This is a genomic window from Levilactobacillus mulengensis (assembly GCF_003946045.1).
In the GTDB taxonomy this organism is placed as follows: domain Bacteria; phylum Bacillota; class Bacilli; order Lactobacillales; family Lactobacillaceae; genus Levilactobacillus; species Levilactobacillus mulengensis.
Window position 1 is genome coordinate 32,908 of record NZ_RHNW01000015.1, and the last position, 19,108, is coordinate 52,015.

General features: G+C 52.5%; 19 protein-coding genes. 11 read left to right on the forward strand and 8 right to left on the reverse strand.

The annotated features are described in order from the left end of the window. The first annotated feature begins 376 nt into the window (after nt 1-376). The 3 genes from EKM84_RS11595 to EKM84_RS11605 all read left to right on the forward strand — a co-directional run bounded on the left by EKM84_RS11595 (nt 377) and on the right by EKM84_RS11605 (nt 2,903). Nucleotides 377-1,003, forward strand: coding sequence for a MucBP domain-containing protein (locus tag EKM84_RS11595; RefSeq protein WP_125765915.1), 627 nt, complete (start codon nt 377-379; stop codon nt 1,001-1,003). A 23-nt stretch (nt 1,004-1,026) separates the two neighbouring features. Beyond that, nucleotides 1,027-1,890: an NAD(P)-dependent oxidoreductase gene (locus EKM84_RS11600; protein ID WP_125765916.1), complete on the forward strand. Its 864-nt coding sequence runs from the start codon at nt 1,027-1,029 to the stop codon at nt 1,888-1,890. A gap of 605 nt (nt 1,891-2,495) precedes the next feature. Next, nucleotides 2,496-2,903 (forward strand): hypothetical protein, encoded by a 408-nt coding sequence (locus EKM84_RS11605; protein ID WP_125765917.1) that lies wholly within the window; start codon nt 2,496-2,498, stop codon nt 2,901-2,903. A 166-nt stretch (nt 2,904-3,069) separates the two neighbouring features. On the opposite strand, the gene EKM84_RS11610 is transcribed toward EKM84_RS11605, so the two are convergent. The 6 genes from EKM84_RS11610 to trpX all read right to left on the reverse strand — a co-directional run bounded on the left by EKM84_RS11610 (nt 3,070) and on the right by trpX (nt 6,817). Next, entirely contained in the window at nt 3,070-3,351 is a 282-nt protein-coding gene (locus EKM84_RS11610; RefSeq protein ID WP_125765918.1) for a type II toxin-antitoxin system YafQ family toxin, read from the reverse strand. Continuing rightward, the gene (locus EKM84_RS11615) at nt 3,344-3,586 is read right to left on the reverse strand and encodes a type II toxin-antitoxin system RelB/DinJ family antitoxin (protein ID WP_125765919.1); all 243 of its coding nucleotides are present in this window, start codon (nt 3,584-3,586) and stop codon (nt 3,344-3,346) included. Before EKM84_RS11615 ends, EKM84_RS11610 begins: the two co-directional genes overlap by 8 nt. A gap of 130 nt (nt 3,587-3,716) precedes the next feature. Next, nucleotides 3,717-4,148 (reverse strand): GNAT family N-acetyltransferase, encoded by a 432-nt coding sequence (locus EKM84_RS11620; RefSeq protein WP_125765920.1) that lies wholly within the window; start codon nt 4,146-4,148, stop codon nt 3,717-3,719. 14 nt (nt 4,149-4,162) lie between these two features. Further along, nucleotides 4,163-4,933: an ABC transporter ATP-binding protein gene (locus EKM84_RS11625; protein WP_125765921.1), complete on the reverse strand. Its 771-nt coding sequence runs from the start codon at nt 4,931-4,933 to the stop codon at nt 4,163-4,165. Beyond that, nucleotides 4,926-5,825, reverse strand: coding sequence for an ABC transporter permease (locus EKM84_RS11630; RefSeq protein ID WP_125765922.1), 900 nt, complete (start codon nt 5,823-5,825; stop codon nt 4,926-4,928). Before EKM84_RS11630 ends, EKM84_RS11625 begins: the two co-directional genes overlap by 8 nt. Beyond that, the gene (gene trpX / locus EKM84_RS11635) at nt 5,822-6,817 is read right to left on the reverse strand and encodes a tryptophan ABC transporter substrate-binding protein (protein WP_125765923.1); all 996 of its coding nucleotides are present in this window, start codon (nt 6,815-6,817) and stop codon (nt 5,822-5,824) included. Before trpX ends, EKM84_RS11630 begins: the two co-directional genes overlap by 4 nt. Before the next feature lie 1,049 nt (nt 6,818-7,866). On the opposite strand from trpX, the gene EKM84_RS11640 reads away from it, so the two are divergent. From EKM84_RS11640 to EKM84_RS11665, 6 genes are all read left to right on the forward strand, one after another. Further along, on the forward strand, nt 7,867-8,769 hold the full coding sequence (locus EKM84_RS11640) for a DegV family protein (protein WP_125765924.1): 903 nt from the start codon (nt 7,867-7,869) through the stop codon (nt 8,767-8,769). 1,744 nt (nt 8,770-10,513) lie between these two features. Next, nucleotides 10,514-11,482, forward strand: a complete 969-nt coding sequence (locus tag EKM84_RS11645; RefSeq protein WP_125765925.1) for an ABC transporter substrate-binding protein — start codon at nt 10,514-10,516, stop codon at nt 11,480-11,482. Between the two features lie 17 nt (nt 11,483-11,499). Continuing rightward, nucleotides 11,500-12,471 carry an ABC transporter permease gene (locus tag EKM84_RS11650; protein WP_125765926.1) on the forward strand — a complete coding sequence of 324 codons (972 nt, stop codon included), beginning with the start codon at nt 11,500-11,502 and terminating at the stop codon, nt 12,469-12,471. After that, nucleotides 12,398-13,171, forward strand: coding sequence for an ABC transporter ATP-binding protein (locus EKM84_RS11655; protein WP_125765927.1), 774 nt, complete (start codon nt 12,398-12,400; stop codon nt 13,169-13,171). Before EKM84_RS11650 ends, EKM84_RS11655 begins: the two co-directional genes overlap by 74 nt. 807 nt (nt 13,172-13,978) lie before the next feature. Beyond that, nucleotides 13,979-14,332, forward strand: a complete 354-nt coding sequence (locus tag EKM84_RS11660) for a type II toxin-antitoxin system RelE/ParE family toxin (RefSeq protein WP_125765928.1) — start codon at nt 13,979-13,981, stop codon at nt 14,330-14,332. After that, nucleotides 14,329-14,631, forward strand: coding sequence for a helix-turn-helix transcriptional regulator (locus EKM84_RS11665; RefSeq protein ID WP_125765929.1), 303 nt, complete (start codon nt 14,329-14,331; stop codon nt 14,629-14,631). The genes EKM84_RS11660 and EKM84_RS11665 overlap by 4 nt, the downstream gene beginning before the upstream one ends. A gap of 77 nt (nt 14,632-14,708) precedes the next feature. On the opposite strand, the gene EKM84_RS11670 is transcribed toward EKM84_RS11665, so the two are convergent. Both EKM84_RS11670 and EKM84_RS11675 read right to left on the reverse strand, forming a co-directional pair. Then, nucleotides 14,709-15,410 (reverse strand): CPBP family intramembrane glutamic endopeptidase, encoded by a 702-nt coding sequence (locus tag EKM84_RS11670; protein ID WP_125765930.1) that lies wholly within the window; start codon nt 15,408-15,410, stop codon nt 14,709-14,711. 16 nt (nt 15,411-15,426) lie between these two features. After that, nucleotides 15,427-15,810: a VOC family protein gene (locus EKM84_RS11675; RefSeq protein ID WP_125765931.1), complete on the reverse strand. Its 384-nt coding sequence runs from the start codon at nt 15,808-15,810 to the stop codon at nt 15,427-15,429. Nucleotides 15,811-16,875: 1,065 nt separating this feature from the next. Between EKM84_RS11675 and EKM84_RS11680 the strand changes: the two genes are divergently transcribed. Then, the gene (locus EKM84_RS11680) at nt 16,876-18,399 is read left to right on the forward strand and encodes an ABC-F family ATP-binding cassette domain-containing protein (RefSeq protein WP_164511391.1); all 1,524 of its coding nucleotides are present in this window, start codon (nt 16,876-16,878) and stop codon (nt 18,397-18,399) included. A gap of 99 nt (nt 18,400-18,498) precedes the next feature. Next, nucleotides 18,499-19,095 (forward strand): L,D-transpeptidase, encoded by a 597-nt coding sequence (locus tag EKM84_RS11685; RefSeq protein WP_125765933.1) that lies wholly within the window; start codon nt 18,499-18,501, stop codon nt 19,093-19,095. The last annotated feature ends 13 nt before the right edge of the window (nt 19,096-19,108 follow it).

Below are 19,108 nucleotides of genomic sequence, written 5' to 3' on the forward strand. Positions count from 1 at the left end.
GCCAGTAGAAGCTGAATCACATAGAAGAAAGCAGAATAGTGAAACGAAATATTATTACGAGTTAAATCTCTGTCAGCCGCAGGGCTGGTGAAAATGGGCAATGTGGTCAATGTAAGCGACCAGAGGCGGGCCAAAGTTCCCAGCTGTGTCGATGGTCTTAACTGAGTGATTTTCTCAGTTTAGAGCATGGGACGACCTTTGAGACCGAACTTTGGCTCAAAGTCGAGGTGGAAGCCCGCTTCTCAGGCTGGAGCCGACCCCACAGCAGGGCACCTTGAGCTCACCGCCGGGAACGAACGCGACGCGGCTCCTTTTCACCCAGCCCGGAGGCGAGGGCAGAGGTGTTTAACCCGTAAATTGAGATGGAGATGAGGGTATGCGGACCTGGTGGCAGCGATTCAATTGGTTAATCCTAGTGGGCATCCTGCTAGGCGTCGGCGGCACAATGACCCGTGCGCAGGCGGCAACAACGACGGGCAAGGTGCTCGTCACATATAAGGTGGCGGACGGTACTGTTTTGGCGCGAAAAACCTTGACGGGACCGGTGGGACATCACTACCGGACAACGTATAAGAATGCGCAAATAGATTCCCGGCAATATTCGTGGAACAAAAAGCAACCGAAGAAGGCCCAGGGTAAATTTACCAAAAAGACGATTCACGTGCAGTACAAGTTTCTATCGGCCTTGGCATTCTTTCGGTTATGGGGCAAGAAATCGCTTCAGTTGACCAATATTCAGATGAATGGGAACCATCAGATTTTTGATGTGTCGACCAGCCTGAAGGGGTCCGGATACATTCAGGCGATTAACTTTTCTAAGGGCAAGGTTACGGTCAACGGTCGACGCTTGACGCGGGGCAAAACCTATCACGGCAAGATTGGCGGGACGACGTTTAAAACGTTACTAGTGTCTCGCAAACAGGTGCGCGCCACGTACTTGGTGAAGAGCAAGCTGCACACCTTCCAGTTCACGGCGAGTTCGTGGAAATGGGTTAATCAGTAAGTGACAATCAGGAGGTAACGCTTATGCAAATTGGGTTTATTGGGACCGGCGTCATGGGCACCGGCATTATCTTGAATCTCTTGAAGGCGGGGCAGACGGTCGTGGTGTATAACCGGACCAAAGCCCACGCCGAAACCGTGTTGACCGCCGGGGCGACCTGGGCCGAGACGCCCGAAGCCGTGGCGGCGCAGTCGCAGCTGGTCATGACCATGGTTGGCTATCCCAGCGACGTCGAAGAGGTGTACACCGGCGAGCATGGCATCTTTGCTGGCATCAAAGCCGGCAGTACGGTCGTGGACATGACGACCAGTACCCCAGCGCTGGCGGTAAAATTAACGCAGCTGGCGCACGACCATGACGTTCAAGCATTGGACGCCCCCGTTTCCGGCGGGGATGTTGGGGCCAAGAACGCCACGCTGACGGTGATGGTCGGCGGTGATAAGGCCGCGTATGATCAGGCTCTGCCAGTCTTTCAGCAATTAGGCCAACGCGTCAACTACTTCGGTGGTGCCGGTAAAGGTCAGCACACCAAGATGGCCAACCAGATTATGATTGCTGGCACGATGACCGGACTGACGGAAATGTTGGTCTACGCCAAGGCCGCTGGGTTGGACCTGCCCCAGGTTCTGGCCACGCTGAGCAGTGGTGGCGCCGACAACTGGAGCATGGATAATTACGTGCCCCGGATTTTGAAAGGCGATTACACGCCGGGGTTCTTCGCCAAGCATTTCTTGAAGGATCTGCGGATTGCCTTGCAGGAGGCGGACCGGATGGGGCTGGATTTGCCGGCTACCACGCAGGCTAAGTTGTTGTATGAGGCGATGGTGGACGACTTCGGCTTAGGCAACGACGGCACCCAGGGCTTAATCAAGACTTACGAGAAATAGGCTGGTTAAACCTGTCGTTGGTACAGCGCCTCCGGGCTGGTGAAAATGGGCCGTGACGCTGTGGGCGCACGTCTGGAGCCGAAGGGCGGTCTCCAGACTTACTTTGAGCCTCAAGGACCGAGTCTCAAAGATAGCAGTTGCCTAAGCGGTAAACCGCTAAGGCAACTCCCACGGCTGAGCCCATTTTCACCAGCCCTGCGGCTGACACTGGTCTGGCCCCAATTGCGTCGTTGACTGGAGATTGGGCCCTGGTTGGTTTTCTGCTTGTTGGTAGGTTGTCGTGGTGGTAGGCCGCAGACACAGCCGGTCACCTTGGCTCGTCTCTGGTCACTCCCGCGACTGGCCCAGTTTTCCCAGCCCTGCGGCTGACACTGGTTTAGCCCCAATTCCGTCATTGACTGGGAATGAGCCCTGTCATCCGGTGGGTTATGGTAGCTGTTGAGTTTAGTTTGTACGCTATAGTTGGTCATCATGACAGCTGGTTGATTTCAATAAAATAATAAATCGAGGTCGCCGTCATTGGCGGCCTTTTTGCGGTCATGAATTGCCCAGTTGGCAGTCCGGTGGTATCTTAAAACTATAAAGAAATAGAGGAGAAATAGTTGATGGTTAAATCATATTTAAAGGGAATTGTTCCCTGTCTCTTTTGGTTCGTGCTGTTTAGTGTGCCGGTCACGCATGGGGCTCCGCATCTCACTTTTTCGTGGTGGACCGTGTATGCGGTTCTGAGTTACGTGGTCTGTTTTCCACGGGCTTACCGGATCATGAAGCAGTTTTCTCGCAAGGATAAGGGGTCACAGATTCAGCGGCCGCGGGGCAATGCTGAAGAAGCGGCCTTACGTGATGGGGCCAGTTATGCCAACACCGGTCGCTTTGGCACGGCCCGCGTGGGGGATGCCGCTGGCAAAGAGAGCTGGCTGACTAGCTGGGGGACGGATTTTGTGTTGCGTTTGTTTGTGATTGTTGCGGCACCGGTGATTGTTGCGGTTGACGCGATGTGGCAACGCAAGTAACGAGACTTCAGTGAAATTGAAAAGGCCGTGTGACAGGGATTTCGTCACACGGCCTTTTGGGTTTAATCTTTTAGCAATATTAATCAGCACACAGCAATTACTTTACCACAAAACCCAGTCTGAGATTCTGTAAAGTAGGATTCACGTACTTTACGTGGAGCGCTTTCTACTTGAATAGATCTGCGTGACTACCAGTATCGATAAAGCGGATAAAACTACCGTCATATTTATAAATAAGTAGCCAGTCGGGTTTGATGTGCAATTCCCGTTCAGGTTTACGATTGACTAGAGGGTGGTCGTTATAACGTGGTTCTAATACGTCGTCATTAATTAATGCATAGAAAACATTTTCGAAATCGGGTTTGTGGTAACGACCGCCCCGAAGCAGATTTTGATAGTGCTTTTTAAATTTTTTCTCAAAGGCTGGTTTATACGGCTGTTTAGTCATTTAACCAATCCAGCCCTTTCTTTGGATCATCAAATTCAATGTAATCTTGACTGTTGATTGCTTCTGTCAGACGTGGAGTAGGTTGGGCGACCTCAAAAGGAATACCGCCAACTTCAATCGACTTTTTTGCAAAGATACGAAATGCTTCAGCGGGAGTCAACCCCACTCGATGCATGACAGCTTCTAAGTCTTCTTTGTCCTTTTTATCCATTCGAAAATGTACTTGGGAAGTCATTTTATCACCTCTGGTTGGATGGTACCATCTAGTACCAAAGATAACAACTGATTTGCACAGTAATTTAAAAAAAATGGCCCAGCTGGTGGGGCTCCTCGGCATTCCTTCCAGCTAGACCGATTTAATTAAGTTACAGCGTCTTCTTCAACGTCACCACTGGGGCGCCGTCCTCTTCGAAGGGTTCACCGACCACGTGGTAACCGCAGCGCTCGTAGAAACTTTTGGCGGTGAGTTCGCCATCAATCAGACCACTGGTGAAGCCGTGAGCCTTGGCCCAATCCTCACCGGCCTGCAGGACCTGGCTACCGATGCCTTGGCCCCGTAAGGCCTGACTGGTGCAGACCCGACCGAAACGCATTTCGGTGGTCGATTGGGGTTCCAGCCGCAAGGTCCCGACCGGCAGTTCTGGCCGTTGGTAGGCGACCACGTAGAGCCGGTCCGGCGTGTCGCGGTCGTCAAACTCGATGTCACGGGGAATGCCGCGTTCGGTGACGAAGGTGGCTTGCCGCAAGGACAGAGCAGCGGCGTGGTTGAAGGGTGCATTTGAAATGACGATTTCCATGAGAATGGTTCCTCCTATTCAATCTCGGCGAAGAAGCTGTAGAGCTTTTCACTGGTTAGGGCTTGTTTATCGGCGCCGGCCACGTCGTAGGTGACCTTGCCGTGGTGCAGGACAATCAGGCGGTTGCCGTACGTCAGGGCGTCTTCCATGTGGTGCGTGATCATCAAGCAGGTCAACTTATCCTGGGAGACCCGTTCATTGGTTAAATGCATTAAATCCTGACCGGTTCGGGGATCGAGAGCCGCCGTGTGTTCATCCAGCAGTAAGATCTCCGGGCGTTTTAGCGTAGCCATCAGGAAACTAAGTGCTTGGCGTTGACCACCGGAAAGGTTCCCAGTCGCCGTGGTCAGCCGGTCGTCCAGACCGTTGTGCATGGTGGCCGTCAATTCCTTGTAGTGGGCCATGTGGTGATTCAGCCCCCGGGGCAACAAGCCGCGGCGTTGTCCACGCCGTTCGGCCAGCAACAGGTTTTCGGCCACCGTCATCCGGGGGGCAGTCCCCAGCTTAGGATCTTGGAAAACCCGGGCTAAGAAGCGGGTGCGTTTTTCCACGGATTCGTGGGCGATGTCCTTGCCGTTCAGGAGAATCTGACCGCTGTCGATGCTGAGGTCGCCCCCAATGGCGTTGAACAGAGTGGATTTCCCCGCCCCGTTGGAGCCCAACACCGTGATGAAATCGCCGGCGTTGATGGTCAGGTTGAGCTTATTTAAAATCGTGATTTCTTCGGGCGTGTTGCGATTAACTTTTAACACAACATCCTTTAATTGCAATAATGGTTTAGTCATTGGTATCCAACCCCCGTTTCACAAGGTGCTTGAAGTTCAACACGTTCTTGAAGACTGGCAGCATCATGCAGAGCGCCAGGATGATGGCGGAAATCAGGTTCAGGTCGTTGGCGCTGAAGCCTAACTTGAGGACCAGCAGTAGGACGAAGCGGTAGAGGATACTGCCGAGCGTGACCGCGACCAGCCGTTGGTTCAGGGTCAAATCGCCAAAGGCTACTTCCCCAATGATGATGGAGGCCAGCGCGATAACGATGATGCCGATGCCCATGTTGACGTCGGCGTACCCGTTGTTTTGAGCGACCAGCGCGCCACCAAAGGCAATCAGGCCGTTGGAGACCATCAGCCCCATGATTTTCATATTGTCGGTGTTGATGCCCAGTGAGCGGGCCATGGTCTGATTATCCCCAGTGGCAATGAAGCCTTGGCCCAGCTCCGTTTGCAGGAAGTAGATGACGATGGTCGTGATGATCACCATGATCAGGGTGCCCAGCACCACGCTGTCAAAGTATTGGGGCAGGGAGGCTAAGAAATGGTTCTTAAATAGCGTCGATTTACCCAGGAGGGAAACGTTGGCCCGGCCCATGATCCGCAGGTTAACGGAGTAGCAGGCGGTCATGACCAGGATACCGGCCAGCAGGATGGGGATGTGCCCCTTGGTGTAGAGCAGCCCGGTAATCAGGCCGGCGAGGGCACCGACACAGAAGGCCAGTAACGTGGCGAGTAACGGGTTCATCCCGTTGGCAATGGCAGCGACGGCGGTGGCGGCACCCAGTGGGAACGTGCCCTCAACCGTCATATCGGCGAAATCTAAGATTCTAAAGGTCAGGAATAACCCGACCCCGAGGACGGCCCAGAGGAGGCCTTGTCCAATTGCGGAAACTGCTAAACTCATTTAAAAACCTCCCCGTGTGCTTGGGCTTCTTTAACGACGTCGGCGGGCAACGTGATGCCCAGCTTCTTGGCTTGCTTCAGGTTGACGGTCATTTCACCCTTTTTCTCGAAGTGAATGGGCGTGTCGGCCGGGTTCTTGCCGTTTAAAATGGCGGCGGTCATCTTCCCGGTCTCAACCCCGAGCTTGTACTGGTTGATACTCAACGTGGCGAGCCCACCAGCCTTGACCATGGTATCGACGGCTGGAAAAACGGGGACCTTCTTGGCGTTGGCCGTGGAGACCAGCGTCTGCATGGCACTGGCCACCGTGTTGTCGGTCGGCACGTAAATGGCGTCGACCTGACTGACCATCTGTTCAGCGACCTGGTTCAAATCGTTGGTGCTGGCGATGGAGTAAGCCTTGAGTTGGACGTGTTCCTTTTGGCAGAGCGCCTTGAATTGGTGATACTGCGCGGTGGCAGAGTCATCGGAAGACGTGTAGATGATGCCCAGCGTCTTCATCTTCGGCATGATGTGTTGAATCAATTTGAGCTGCGCCTTCAGCGGGGCTTGGTCGGACACCCCGGTCACATTGTTGCCGGGATGCGTGTTGCTCTTGACCAGGTCGGCGCCCATCGGATCAGTGATGGCCCCCAGCACGACCGGAATGTTCGAGCTGGCGTTGGCCAAGGCCTGCGCGGATGGTGTGGCGATTCCAATCATGGCGGCCGCCTTTTCGTTGACGAAGCGGGCACTCATGGTCTTTAGATTGCTTTGATCATTTTGGGCGTTTTGAAAATCAATCTTGACGTTTTTGCCCACGGTGTAGCCTTCTTCGGCGAGCCCGTGAATGATCCCTTTGTGAATGGCATCGAGCGCCGGGTGAGACAGTAATTGGAGAATCCCAACGGTCGGAACTTCCTTCTTAGCAGCTGATTCGGGCTTGCTTTCCTGAACGAAGGCAAAGCCGAGAAAAATAAGTAAAATGGCAATGAGTCCATAGAGACGTTTCATTTAGTTAACCTCACTTTAATGGTGGCTGGCAACGGTCAATTATACAAAAAGAGCACCCAGACCGGCTGGGTGCCCAAATAAAAAGGCCCGCAAAACCGGAATGATACATCCGTGCGGGCTTTTGCATAGAAAAGTTAGCCGGCGCAGATGCGAGAATCGCTCTGGGAGCTCAAGTCGCATCAACACTGATGACGACTTGATTACCGGCTTTGCCAACGTCCATTAAGTTTTGTGTTAGACATTTGCATTAACTTTTCCTTCTTTCCGTTGTTTGAATAATTTTAGTTTACGGCAACGCTTAAAAGGCGTCAACCTTAATTTTCATTTTTTAGCAAATTGGTTTGGACCAGCAGGCTGAAAATTAAACTTGCGGTGGTGGCCGTTCCCGGCGGTGGCTGCAAGATGCCCTGCTATGGGGTCCGGTGTCAGCCTGAGGAGCGGTCTGCCGCCTCGACTTGAAACCTCGCTGCGTTTCGCGAGTTTCCAAGGTCGACCCGTGTTCTAAACTGAGAAAACCACTCAGCTAAGAACACCGACACAGCTGGGCATCTTGCCCCACCTCTGGTCACTGACGCGGAACCGCAATTTAATTTTGATCATCGTGTGGTCGGTGGTGGGGATGTAAGACGGTTAATTGTGTTGCCTACATTTCCGGTGGCAAATTCAAGTATCCCTGCTGTGGGGGGAACTGCCACCTCGCGCCCCATGTTCTAAGCTGAAATCAGCCCGCTCAGCTAAGAACATCGACACAGCCGGGAAACTTGATTCGCCTCTGGCCACTGAGGTTGTCCGTACTGGTTGTGTGGGTTGTCGCGGTGTTAGTTTACAGGTTCAAGCCGGCAGTATACCAGTTCAGCATTTCAGAGTCGGAAACGGCATCGAGATTTTCGATTCGAGCAAGTTGAGGTTGTGTGGTGGACAGGGAGGGAAATCATTACTGGCGAATCATAAACTTTGGCGTTGGGCGACGCTGATTTTTGGTATACTGGACGATAACAGTTGCGGGGGATGCATACCCTCGAATGAAACGACACAAGGAGGCTGCATCAATGAAAATTGCAGTTCTAACGGATACGTCTGCCGGCATGGACTTTGACGAGGCGGCGGAGCGCCAGGTAACGCTCTTGGCCGCGCCAATTATGTTTGGCAACCGGCAGTACCACGAGTATCAAGACCTGAGCACGGCCGATTACTACCGCTTGATGCGGCTGGCTAAATCGAAAAAAATGGTGCCGACCGCGCCGCAGGTTTCCATGAAGACCGTGAAGGCGACCTGTGATGCCTTGGCGAAAACGGGTGTGACCGACGTTATCGTGATTGGCCCATCACTGGGGATCTCCGGGCTGGTGAACACGTTGGCCGCTTACGTTGAAAATATTACTAGCGTCCACGTTTGGCCGTGGGACTCCCGCGGCATTCTTACGACGATGGGCGACCAGGTGCGCCTGGCCGCCGAACTGGTTGCGGAGGGGTACGCAGTCAAAGAAGTCTTCGCCCAGCTCACTAAGCTACGGGCAACCGCGCACAGCGTGTTTGTAGTGGATTCCATCAAGCCATTGTTGCGCACGGGGGAAGTCAATCCCAGCCACAGTCCCGGCAGTACGCCCTTGTTGGCCGGCAAGCCCATCTTGATCTTTGACCCCTCCGGTAAAATGCGGGTGGCGGGGAGTGCCTTGCGGTTGAAGGGTGCCATGGCGGACTTCTTAGACGACTTGGCCGATGATTTGGCGGGGGCCGACCCGGTTAAGGCGACGGTGTTAAATGCCGACCAACCGGAAGCCACCCAACGCTGGATTGCCGGTGCGCAGAAGCGGTTCCCAACCGTTAAGTTTGATGTGGCCTTGATTGGGCCTAGCTTTGGGGTGCATGTTGGGGATGGGGCGATGGGACTGGCTTGGTGCCAGGACTACCGCAGCCTTCTCACCCCCGAACCAAACGTCAGCGAACTTTAGGGTTAAACGTTGTGTTTTGTCCGCGCCTCCGGGCTGGTGAAAACTGGGCCGTGTCGCTGTGGGCGCGCGCCAGAAGCCTGAGAAGCGGTCTTCTGGCTTACTTTGAGCCGAAGTTCACGTCTCAAAGATAGCAGTTGCCTAAGCGGGGGACCCGCTAAGGCAACTCCCACGGCTGAGCCCATTTTCACCAGCCCTGCGGCTAACACTGGTTTAGACCCACAGTTGCGGGTGACGTTTGTGTTATCTATCGTTATTAGAGTGTTTGATCTGTTCTGGTCTGGTCGTGTCCGTTCCCGGCGGCGAGCTCAAGGTGCCCGGCTGTGGGGCCGGTTCCAGCCAAAGAGCGGGCTTCCACCTCAACTTTGAGCCTGGGGGGCGGTCTCAAAGGTTGTCCCATGCTCTAAATAGAGAAAATCACTCTATTAAGACCATCGACATAGCCGGGCACCTTGGCTCGCCTCTGGTCACTCCCACGACCGACCCAGCTTTCCCAGCCCTGCGGCTAACACTGGTTTAGTCCCACAGCTGCGGGTGACATTTGGGTTGGTTATCGTTATTTGAGTGTTTGATTTGTTTTGGTTGGCATGTATGCGTTCCCGCCAGAACGCTCAAGGAGCCCTGCTGTGAGGCCGGTTCCAGCCAAGGAGCGGGCTTCCACCTCAACTTTGAGCCTGAGGTGCAGTCTCAAAGGTTGTCCCATGCTCTAAGCTGAGTGAGAAACCTCAGCTAAGACCATCGACACAGCTGGTTACTTTGATCCGCCTCTGGTCACTCCCACGACCGGCCCAGTTTTCCCAGCCCTGCGGCTAACACTGGTTTAGCTCCACGGTTGTAGTTGGAGTTTGGTCTGGTTGACGTTGTTTGGTGATTGATGGTCAGTTTCATTTTCGATAGTTAATGGATAGAGAGTTTTTTCAATCTGGTTCAATCGAGTTGGACCACGAGAATAAGTTCCGCGCACACTCACACAACAACTGGCCGACAACTTAGTAATTGTCAGAAATCTCATTTTCGGGTTGAGCGTTGTTTAGCCGCAGGGAGACTGCCAATGGACTCAGCCGTGGGAATTCCCTTAGCGGCGGGTTGAGCCGCTTAGGGAATTGGTGTCTTTGAAACGCGTTCCCTAGCGGTTCAAAGCATCCCAGAGACCGCTTTTTGGCTCTGGGTGTCCGCCCACAGCGTTCCGGTCCAGTGGCAGTCTCCCGGAGGCGGTGGCAACGAACACCTCATCCGAAAATGAGAATTAAATTAAAATTCAGGGTTGACAGTCTTATTTTTTCATGGTTAACTGAGAGAGTAAATTGATAAATGAAAGGGATTTTGCCATTATGAAACTCAATAGCCTAACTCATTTAAATAACCAATTTGCCTTTAGCTTTTTCTTTAGATAGCGTTTGTATTCACCTCGTTGGATACGAACGCGCCGCTCAATTGCGTTTGTATCTATCGAATAGCTAAAGTTTTTCAGCATGAACTTAGCGCCAGATAGATACGGGTATAATCTATCTGGAGAAAATATATCGGGCCCGATATCACCAGGTAGATTCTACTCAGAATCTATCTGGTGTTTTTTGTTTTCCCGGAGGTCTTTTTCCGAGAAACGGTGACAACCCTGGACGCAGGGCACATCATCCCGCTGGAAGATTGGTTGAATTTACCAATTAAAGAATCAGTCAATCGTTGACCGGTGACAGTTATACCGGCCCGAAAATAAAAGCATCATCATACCTTGGAGGAATTGATTATGAAGAAATTATTAGTTAGCGGTTTAGCCTTAATGGGATTGGGCCTCGTCTTAGCCGGGTGCGCCAGCAAGTCCAGCGCCGACAAGAGTAGCTTGAACGTTGGGATTTTACAGGTCGTGCAGCATGGGTCGCTGGATGAGGCGCGGCAAGGATTCAAGGCGGGTCTGAAGGCACAGCTCAAGGCTCACGGCAAATCAACCAAGGTGACCTACCACTACTTAAACGCGCAGGGTGATCAATCTAATTTGAATACCATGAGCCAACAATTGGTTCAACAAAAGAATGATTTGTTGCTGGGTATCGCAACGCCAGCCGCTCAGGCCTTGGCCAAGAAGACCACGACCATGCCAACGTTGGTGACCGCCGTGACCGATTTGAAAGCCGCTGGGCTGGTCAAATCCGACAGTAAGCCCCAGACCAACGTCAGTGGGACCAGCGATTTGACCCCGGTTGGCCTCCAGCTGAAATTGTTAGCTAGTCTGACCAAGGGCAACCAACCGCTCGGCATCATTTACAACTCATCCGAAGAAAACTCCGTGCTCCAGGTCAAGCTGGCCAAGGCCTACGCCAAAAAGCACAATTTGAAATTAAAGATCGTCAGTGCCACCAGCACCAACGACGTTGCCAGCGTCCTGGCAGGGCTGACCGGCAAGATTTCCGGCCTGTACTTACCAACCGACAACCTGATGGCCAGCGCCATGAAGACCATCGGGGCCAAGGCCAAGGCGGCCAAGTTACCCGTTGTCACCGGCTCGATTGAAATGGCCGAGGATGGCGGGACCGCGACTTACGGCCTGAACTACTACGACTTAGGGAAGCAGACCGGGAAGATGGCCTACAACGTTTTGGAAAAGAACCAAAAGCCACAGAACATGGCCGTTCAAACCGCTAAGAAGCTGCACCTGTACGTCAACAAGGCCAACACGAAAGCCATTGGCCTACAAACTAGTCAAATCAAAGAACCTTAAGAAAGGGGCAACCAGTTATGTTAATCACCAGTATTGGACAGGGACTATTGTGGGCACCACTCGTTATCGGGGTGTTCTTAACGTTCCGGATTCTCGATATCCCCGATTTAACCACGGAAGGCAGCTTCCCACTGGGGGCCGCCGTGACCGTTAGTGCCATGATCAGCGGGCAATCCGCCGTGGTCGCTAGCTTACTGGGATTCCTCGCCGGCTGTGTGGCCGGTTGGGTCACCGGGGTGCTCGACACCAAGCTCCACATGCCCTCCCTGCTCGCTGGGATTTTAACCATGACCGGCCTGTACTCCGTGAACATGCACGTGATGGGCAAGTCGAACGTGCCGTTGTTAAATCAAAAAGTGTTGACCAACTACCTGCCAGCCACGTGGTCGGTCGACCTGCAAACGATTATTGTTGGGGCAATCGTGACCGGCGTCGTCATTGCCGTGCTCATTTGGCTGTTCAAGACGCGCTTAGGTCTGTCACTGATGGCGACCGGGGATAACCCCGCCATGAGTGCGGCCAACGGCATTTACACCGACCGGATGGTGATTCTGGGTTACATGGTCTCCAACGGGTGCATCGCGTTGTCCGGGGCCCTGATCGCCCAGAGCAACGGCTATGCCGACATTGGCATGGGGATTGGGACCATCGTGATTGGCCTGGCCTCCGTGCTGGTGGGAGAAATCTTCCTCCACGGGCGGCAGATGTGGGTTCGTTTAACGGGGATGGTCCTCGGCGCAATCATCTACCGGTTCCTCTTAACGGTCGCGATGGGCCTGGGTTTCCCGGTCGACGACTTGAAAATTCTTTCCGCAGGTATCTTGGTCGTGGTCATTTGCCTGCCAATTCTGCGGACCAAGGCCCGCACGCGTCAACAGTTGAAACGTTACCTCAAACAGATTGGAGCCGATGAACATGAAGCAGAATCAACCAGCAGTCTTAACCGTCAAGCATCTCCAGAAGGTCTTCTTTCCCGGGACAGCAAATGAGCGTCACGTCCTGAAAAATGTCAGCCTGACGATTGAGCCAGGTGATTTCGTCGCCGTCATCGGTAACAACGGGGCGGGGAAGTCGACGCTGCTCAACACGATTGCCGGGACGTTACCCGCCGATGCCGGGGAATTGACCCTGGCCGGCCATAACGTGACCAAGAAATCCGTGGCGTACCGGGCCAAGTGGCTGTCGCGGGTCTTCCAGGACCCCAAGTTGGGCACGGCGGGGGAACTGAGCGTGGCCCAGAACCTAACGCTGGCGCAACAACACACCGGCAGTATGAGTCTCGGCCGGTACCGCAAGGCCAGTCAGGAAGCGACGTATCGTGAGCTGTTGCAGTCGCTAAATATGGGGCTCGAGGATCGGTTGACGACGCAGGTCAAATACTTATCTGGTGGGCAACGGCAAGCGCTGTCCCTGTTGATGGCCACGCTGAGTCACCCGGACTTGTTATTGTTGGACGAGCACACGGCGGCCCTGGATCCCCAGACCAGTAAAAAGGTGATGGATCTGACCCAAACGATTGTTGAGACCAACCACTTGACCACGATGATGATCACCCATAAAATGAGCGACGCCTTGACCTATGGCAACCGGCTGGTCATGGTTCAGGATGGGCAGATCAAGCTGGACGTGTGCGGGGCGGCTAAGGATGGGTTGCGGCAGGAGGAGCTCATGTCCCTCTTCGCCGACTAGCTGGCTGGTGGTCCTTGCCAGCGCCTTACCGGGTGGCGAAAATAAGCCGGAACGCTTGGGCGGACGCCTGAAGCCGAAGGGCGGTCTTCAGGCTCGCTTTGAGCCGGCGGACCACGTCTCAAAGACGCCAATTCTCTAAGCAGCCATGCTGCTAAGAGAATTCCCACGGCTGAGCTTATTTTCGCCACCCTCACGGCTTACACGGACGTCACCAGCCAGTTACTGTTTAGTGGGCTTCGATTGGCGGAGGCCAGCGCTCCCGGCGGCAATTTTTGCTCCCGCTGCTGTGGGGACCGCCTGCGGCCTGGGGAGCGGTCCTTCGTCTCGCCTTGAAACCTCGCTGAGAAGCGCGAGTTTCCAAGGTCGCCCCATGGTGTAGGCTGGGTCCGCGAAGTTGCCTCTGGTCGCTGACAACGGCCGTTACGTGAATGACGCTAGTCAATTGTTAGGTGGGCTTCAATTGGCTGGGACGATGTTCACGTAACAAGGTAACCGTGCTTAACGGATTTTGATAGTGGATAACTTGGGCAGATTTTAGGAGTTATCCACCGTTCCAAACGATTTTCTACGTGAATGATTCTTAAAAATAATGAGTTATCCCCCAAGGGGTGCGTAACTCGGTGTATAAGTAAGGCCGCTGTTGATAACTTTTCCTGATGTAGGAGAGTTGTTGACAGTGGCTTTTTATTTGAAACGGACGTTCGCTTTTACAAATATAGGGAGATGGTATGCTGATGACTCAGACATTTTTGTCTAGAGTAGGGAAAATGGGGTGTAAAATAATAGCATCAATGCTATTATACAGTTATGGGGAGTGTAAAGTTTAAGTACTATGATCAGTCGGAGTTTGCAAAATATTTAGCAGCTTTACCTAAGGGGGATGCTCAAAAGCTAGTACAAACCATTTTGCTAATCGAAAAATATGGGTTAGAAACGGCTAAACGTATGCAGTGGGTAAAAAAACTGGAGCGTAATCTTTATGAAATTCGTTCAAAATTTGGCAGTAATATTCAACGAGCTATCTATTTTAAGGCTTATGAAGATGGGTTTATTATCACGCATGGATTTACTAAGAAAACCGATAGAACGTCAGAACGGGAAAAGCGTCGAGGACGGCAGTTAAGAAAATTCTACTTAGAACATGGAGATGATCAGAAATGAAGTTAAAATCAATCGATGACTATGCTGATGACTTACGGCAGGAAGATCCGAACTTTGATGCGAAGCTGGCCGACGCCGAAATGAACTTAAAAATCGCGATGGGGGTTAAGAATCTGCGAGCTGAACTTGGGTTGACCCAAAAGCAGTTTGCTGAGCTGGTTGGTAAGTCTACTTCGACGATTGCTCGAATTGAAACGGGCTTTGATAAGGCTAGCTCACAGACGTTAATTGATATTGCCATCAAAACACATCGCACGTTAAATGTGCAATTTGATAGAATAGATGTTTCGATGAATTAAGAATAATTAGTTTCGAAAAGGCTCCGGCTGCACACCAATCTAGGTGGGCAGTCGGAGCCTTTTCACATAGAATCAATTTAAATAAAGGACAACAACGACAACGCATTATTCAAGAAATGCAACGTCACGTTGTAGCGCAAGTCGCGGAACTTCAGGTACGTGTAGCCCAGTACCCAGCCCAGGGCCGAGTACATCAGGAGCGTGAACGAGAAACTCGTGACGTGCATCATGCCAAAAATCAGACCGGACATGAAGACGCCGAGGAAGTTCATCACCCGGGAGTTTTCGCGGAAGAAGTAGTTTAAAAAGATGCCACGGAAAATCATTTCTTCAACGAATGGGGCCAACAGAATTGCGTAGGCTAAGTTCCAGAATGGCAGCTGCAGGATCTGCGTGTTGAGCGCCGTTTGGTTGGCGGGACTACTCAGGACGTGGGTGTTGATCAGGATGGTCCAGCCGAATTGGATGACCAGCATCAGGATAAAGAGGCCAGCCAATTGCCACGAGCGCTTGGCCGTGAACGGCGTCTTGCCAATGTGGCGCGGGTTGTTTTTCTTTAACTGTTGCCAGTAGCGCCAGGTCAGAAAGGCCAGGAGAAACGCCGAGTAGATCAGCATGATGCCAATCAAACGCGTTGCCACCTGGGGATGACTGGCCTTGCTGGTGGCCGCCTGCAGGATGAGCGAGTCGACCAGGTAAATTACGAGAAAGCCAATCCATTTCAGACTGCGAATCAGCCAACTACCAGCGGCCGTCAGGAGTTGATTTAATTTGTTCATGAACTGCGGGGACCTCCTACTTGTCGTACTTGCCGATTTCAATCAAGTTTTCGTCAGGGTCGCGGACGTAGACCGAGGTCATGGGGCCCAGGGCGCCTTCCTTAGGGAGCGGGCCGTCGACGATTTCCACGGCATAGTTGGTCAGGTGCGAGAGAATGTTGGCCAGTGGGTCGGTCGCGATGATGGCAAAGTCGGCGCTCCCGGCCAGGGGATGCTTAGCGACTGGCAAATGGGGTGCATCGCTCTGCTGGAAATTGATTTTTTGTTTGCCAAGTTTGACGCCCCGCCGGCCATTATCAAATTCAATGATGGGCAGATCAAAGACTTCGTGGTACCAGCGAACGGAACGTTCTTCGTCGCTAACGGTTAAGGTGATGTGGTCAATGTTACGGATATTCATTCAGAGTCAGTCCTTTTTTGATTTTTTATTATTTAGTGTGGCATAAAGTGATGGAAGCCATTGCCTCCGGGCGGGTGAAAATAAGCCGTGACGCTGTGGGCGCCGCCCGGAGCCGAAGGGCGGTCTCCGGACTTACTTTGAGCCGAAAGTCACGTCTCAAAGATAGCAGTGGTCTAAGCGGTAAACCGCCTGTAAATGCCATGGCAAATGGGGGCGTTCCCGCCGGCGGATTCAAGAACCCCTGCTATGGGGCCGGTGCCAGCCTGAAAAGCGGTCGCAAAGGTCGTCCCATGTTCTAAGCTGAGAAAATCACTCACCTAAGAACATCGACACAGCTGGGGTTCTTGATCCGCCTCTGGTCACTTAGACTTACCACGGCATTTACATGGGTCGGGGCTGTTCAGTTCTGGCAGTTGGTCATGACCTCTAAGCGCTACAAACTTTTCGGCTTAGGTAGATACAACTGGTGACAATGTGTGTGTCGTCATAAAAGTAACTACTTTTTGTCCGCCATTCCAGTGGAAGCATTTGGCGACGAAAACGCGAATCTTAAAAGCAATTGTCTGTTTATTTATCAGCCTAATTGACTAGAAGGCCAGTTAACAATTACGTGTTGGAGTTAACCACGCAGTAGTCACCGGAATTGGCACGAAAAATATAACGTGAATTCAACCACAGTCAGTGACCAGAGGCGGGTCAAACTGACCAGCTGTGTCGATGGTCTTGGCTGAAGTTTTCCATTCAGCCTAGAGCATGGGACAACCTTTGAGACCGTACTTCGGCTCAAAGTTGAGGTGGAAGCCCGCCCTTCGGCTGGAACCGGCCCCACAGCAGGGCAGTTTGAACCCGCCGTCGGGAACGGACTCGAAGGGTGAATTTCACCTATTATAGCATAGAATGCGGGGGCAATCCCAGGTGGGGAAGTTGACGAACCCGGGCGTTTCGTGGTAAATTACTACCTAATATATGTTTACGATACGGCCTTGACGTTGTCGGGGCCTTTTCTGCGTGAGAGAAGAAGGGAAGGGACTACAAGTGCCATTATTAGAAGTCGACGACCTGAGCATGAGCTTCGCCGACAAGAAACTTTACGAGAACGCCAGCTTCACCTTAAACAAGGGTGAACACATGGGGGTTGTCGGGCAAAACGGTGTGGGAAAGTCCACACTGATTAAAATTATTACGGAACAAGAGCTGCCACTGACGGGCTCTGTGAAATGGCAAAAGAAGACCCACATCGGTTATTTGGACCAATACGCAGACATTCCTGAAGGGATGAAGCTGATTGATTTCCTCCATACGGCCTACGCTGACCTGTACGAAAAGAACGACCGGATGACGGCGTTGTACACGGAATACGCCGAAACCATGGAAGACAAGCTGCTCGAGCGGGCCGGCCGGCTCCAAGAAGAATTGGATGCGCGAAACTTCTACGACATCGAAACCGAAATCGAACGGGTCATCTCCGGGTTAGGCCTGGACGACATTGGCCGGGACCATGAAGTGGCAAAGATGTCTGGGGGCCAACGGTCAAAGATTATCTTGGCGAAATTATTGCTGGAAAATCCTGACGTGATTCTGTTGGACGAACCGACCAACTACCTGGACGTTGCCCACATTGCCTGGTTGGAAGACTACCTGAACAACTTTGATGGGGCCGCCTTGATTGTGTCCCATGATTATGATTTCCTGCAAAACGTGACGAACTGTATCATTAACGTGGCGTTTGGGCAGATCACTAAGTACCGGGGCAATTTCAAGCAAGCCATGCGTCAGCGTGACGAACGTGAAAAGGCCCAACAACGGGAATTTGACAAGCAACAGGTCGTCATCGAAAAGGCCGAACGCTTTATCCGCAAGAACAAGGCCGGGTCCAAGTCGACCATGGCCAAGTCGCGGGAAAAGATGCTTAACCGGTTGGACCGGGTCGATCCACCTTCGACTAACGTGCAAGCCCACTTTGAGTTTCCTTACCAGGAAACTGGGTCGCAAAACGCGCTGGTGGTGGACCAACTGTCCGTTGGTTACGACCGGCCACTGTTGAAGCCCGTGACCTTCTCCGTGACGACTGACCAAAAGGTTGGTTTGACCGGGTTTAACGGGGTCGGGAAATCGACGCTGATCAAGTCGATTCTGGGCATTATCAAGGCCAAGGGTGGCGAGGCCCATTTCTCACCATCCGCTCGTATCAGCTACTTCAGTCAGGACCTGGTCTGGGACAACAATCAACAGACGCCGTTACAGATTATCCAAGCCAAGTACGAAAAATTACCACAAAAGGCCATTCGGACCAAGTTGTCCAAGTGTGGGCTGGATTCCGCTAACGCGATGAAGCCCATTGGCGAGCTATCTGGTGGGGAACAAACCAAGGTCAAGCTGGCCTTGATGGAATTTGAACCCGCTAACTTTCTGATCATGGACGAACCCACGAACCATTTGGATGACGAGACCAAGCAAGCCTTGAAGCAAGCCATCTTGAACTTCCAAGGCAACGCCATTATCGTCAGCCATGAGGCCAGTTTCTACACCGGACTCGTCGATAAGATTTTGAACGTGGAGAAGCTGAGTTTAAAGAATTCTGCAAACTAAGTTGCATGTAGATTACGTTTTGGTAAAAGGCGTTCCTTTTTTCTGAAAAATCCGTTACAGTAGTCGTAGTTAGGAAAAATTCGAAAAGGACGGCAGAGTATGAGACGTTTTAGACAGTTACTCGTGGTTGTCGCGCTGATCATCGTTGCGGCACTTGGGGTCAACCGGGTCTTTCAGAAGATGACCGCGACTTCGCACCCGAGTCAGCAGACGACCCAGACGACGACAAAGAAGACGGCCAAGGCCGATACCATTAATTGGCGCAAGCCGTCGGAAAGCAAGCCTTATCCCAATTTAGATAAACATCCCAACGCGTGGCTGGACGTGAATACCAGTCGGCAACGGGTGTACATTCGCGACGGCAATCACCGGGTGCTTTACACCATGTATTGCTCAACCGGGACGGGGAAGGAAAACAAGACGCCACACGGCACGTACGCCATTCAGGGGGAACGCGGAAAGTTCTTCTTCAACCAGAATTCTGGTGAGGGAGCCAAGTACTGGGTCTCCTGGAAGGACCATGGTATCTATTTGTTCCACAGTGTGCCAACCGACCAGAACGGGAACTACATCAAGAGTGAAGCCGAGGAGCTAGGTAAGACTGCTGCTTCACATGGGTGTGTCCGCCTGTCCGTGGCCGATGCCAAATGGGTCTACAATCACGTGCCTTACGGGATGAAAGTTGTTATCCACTAAGCACAAATAGGTA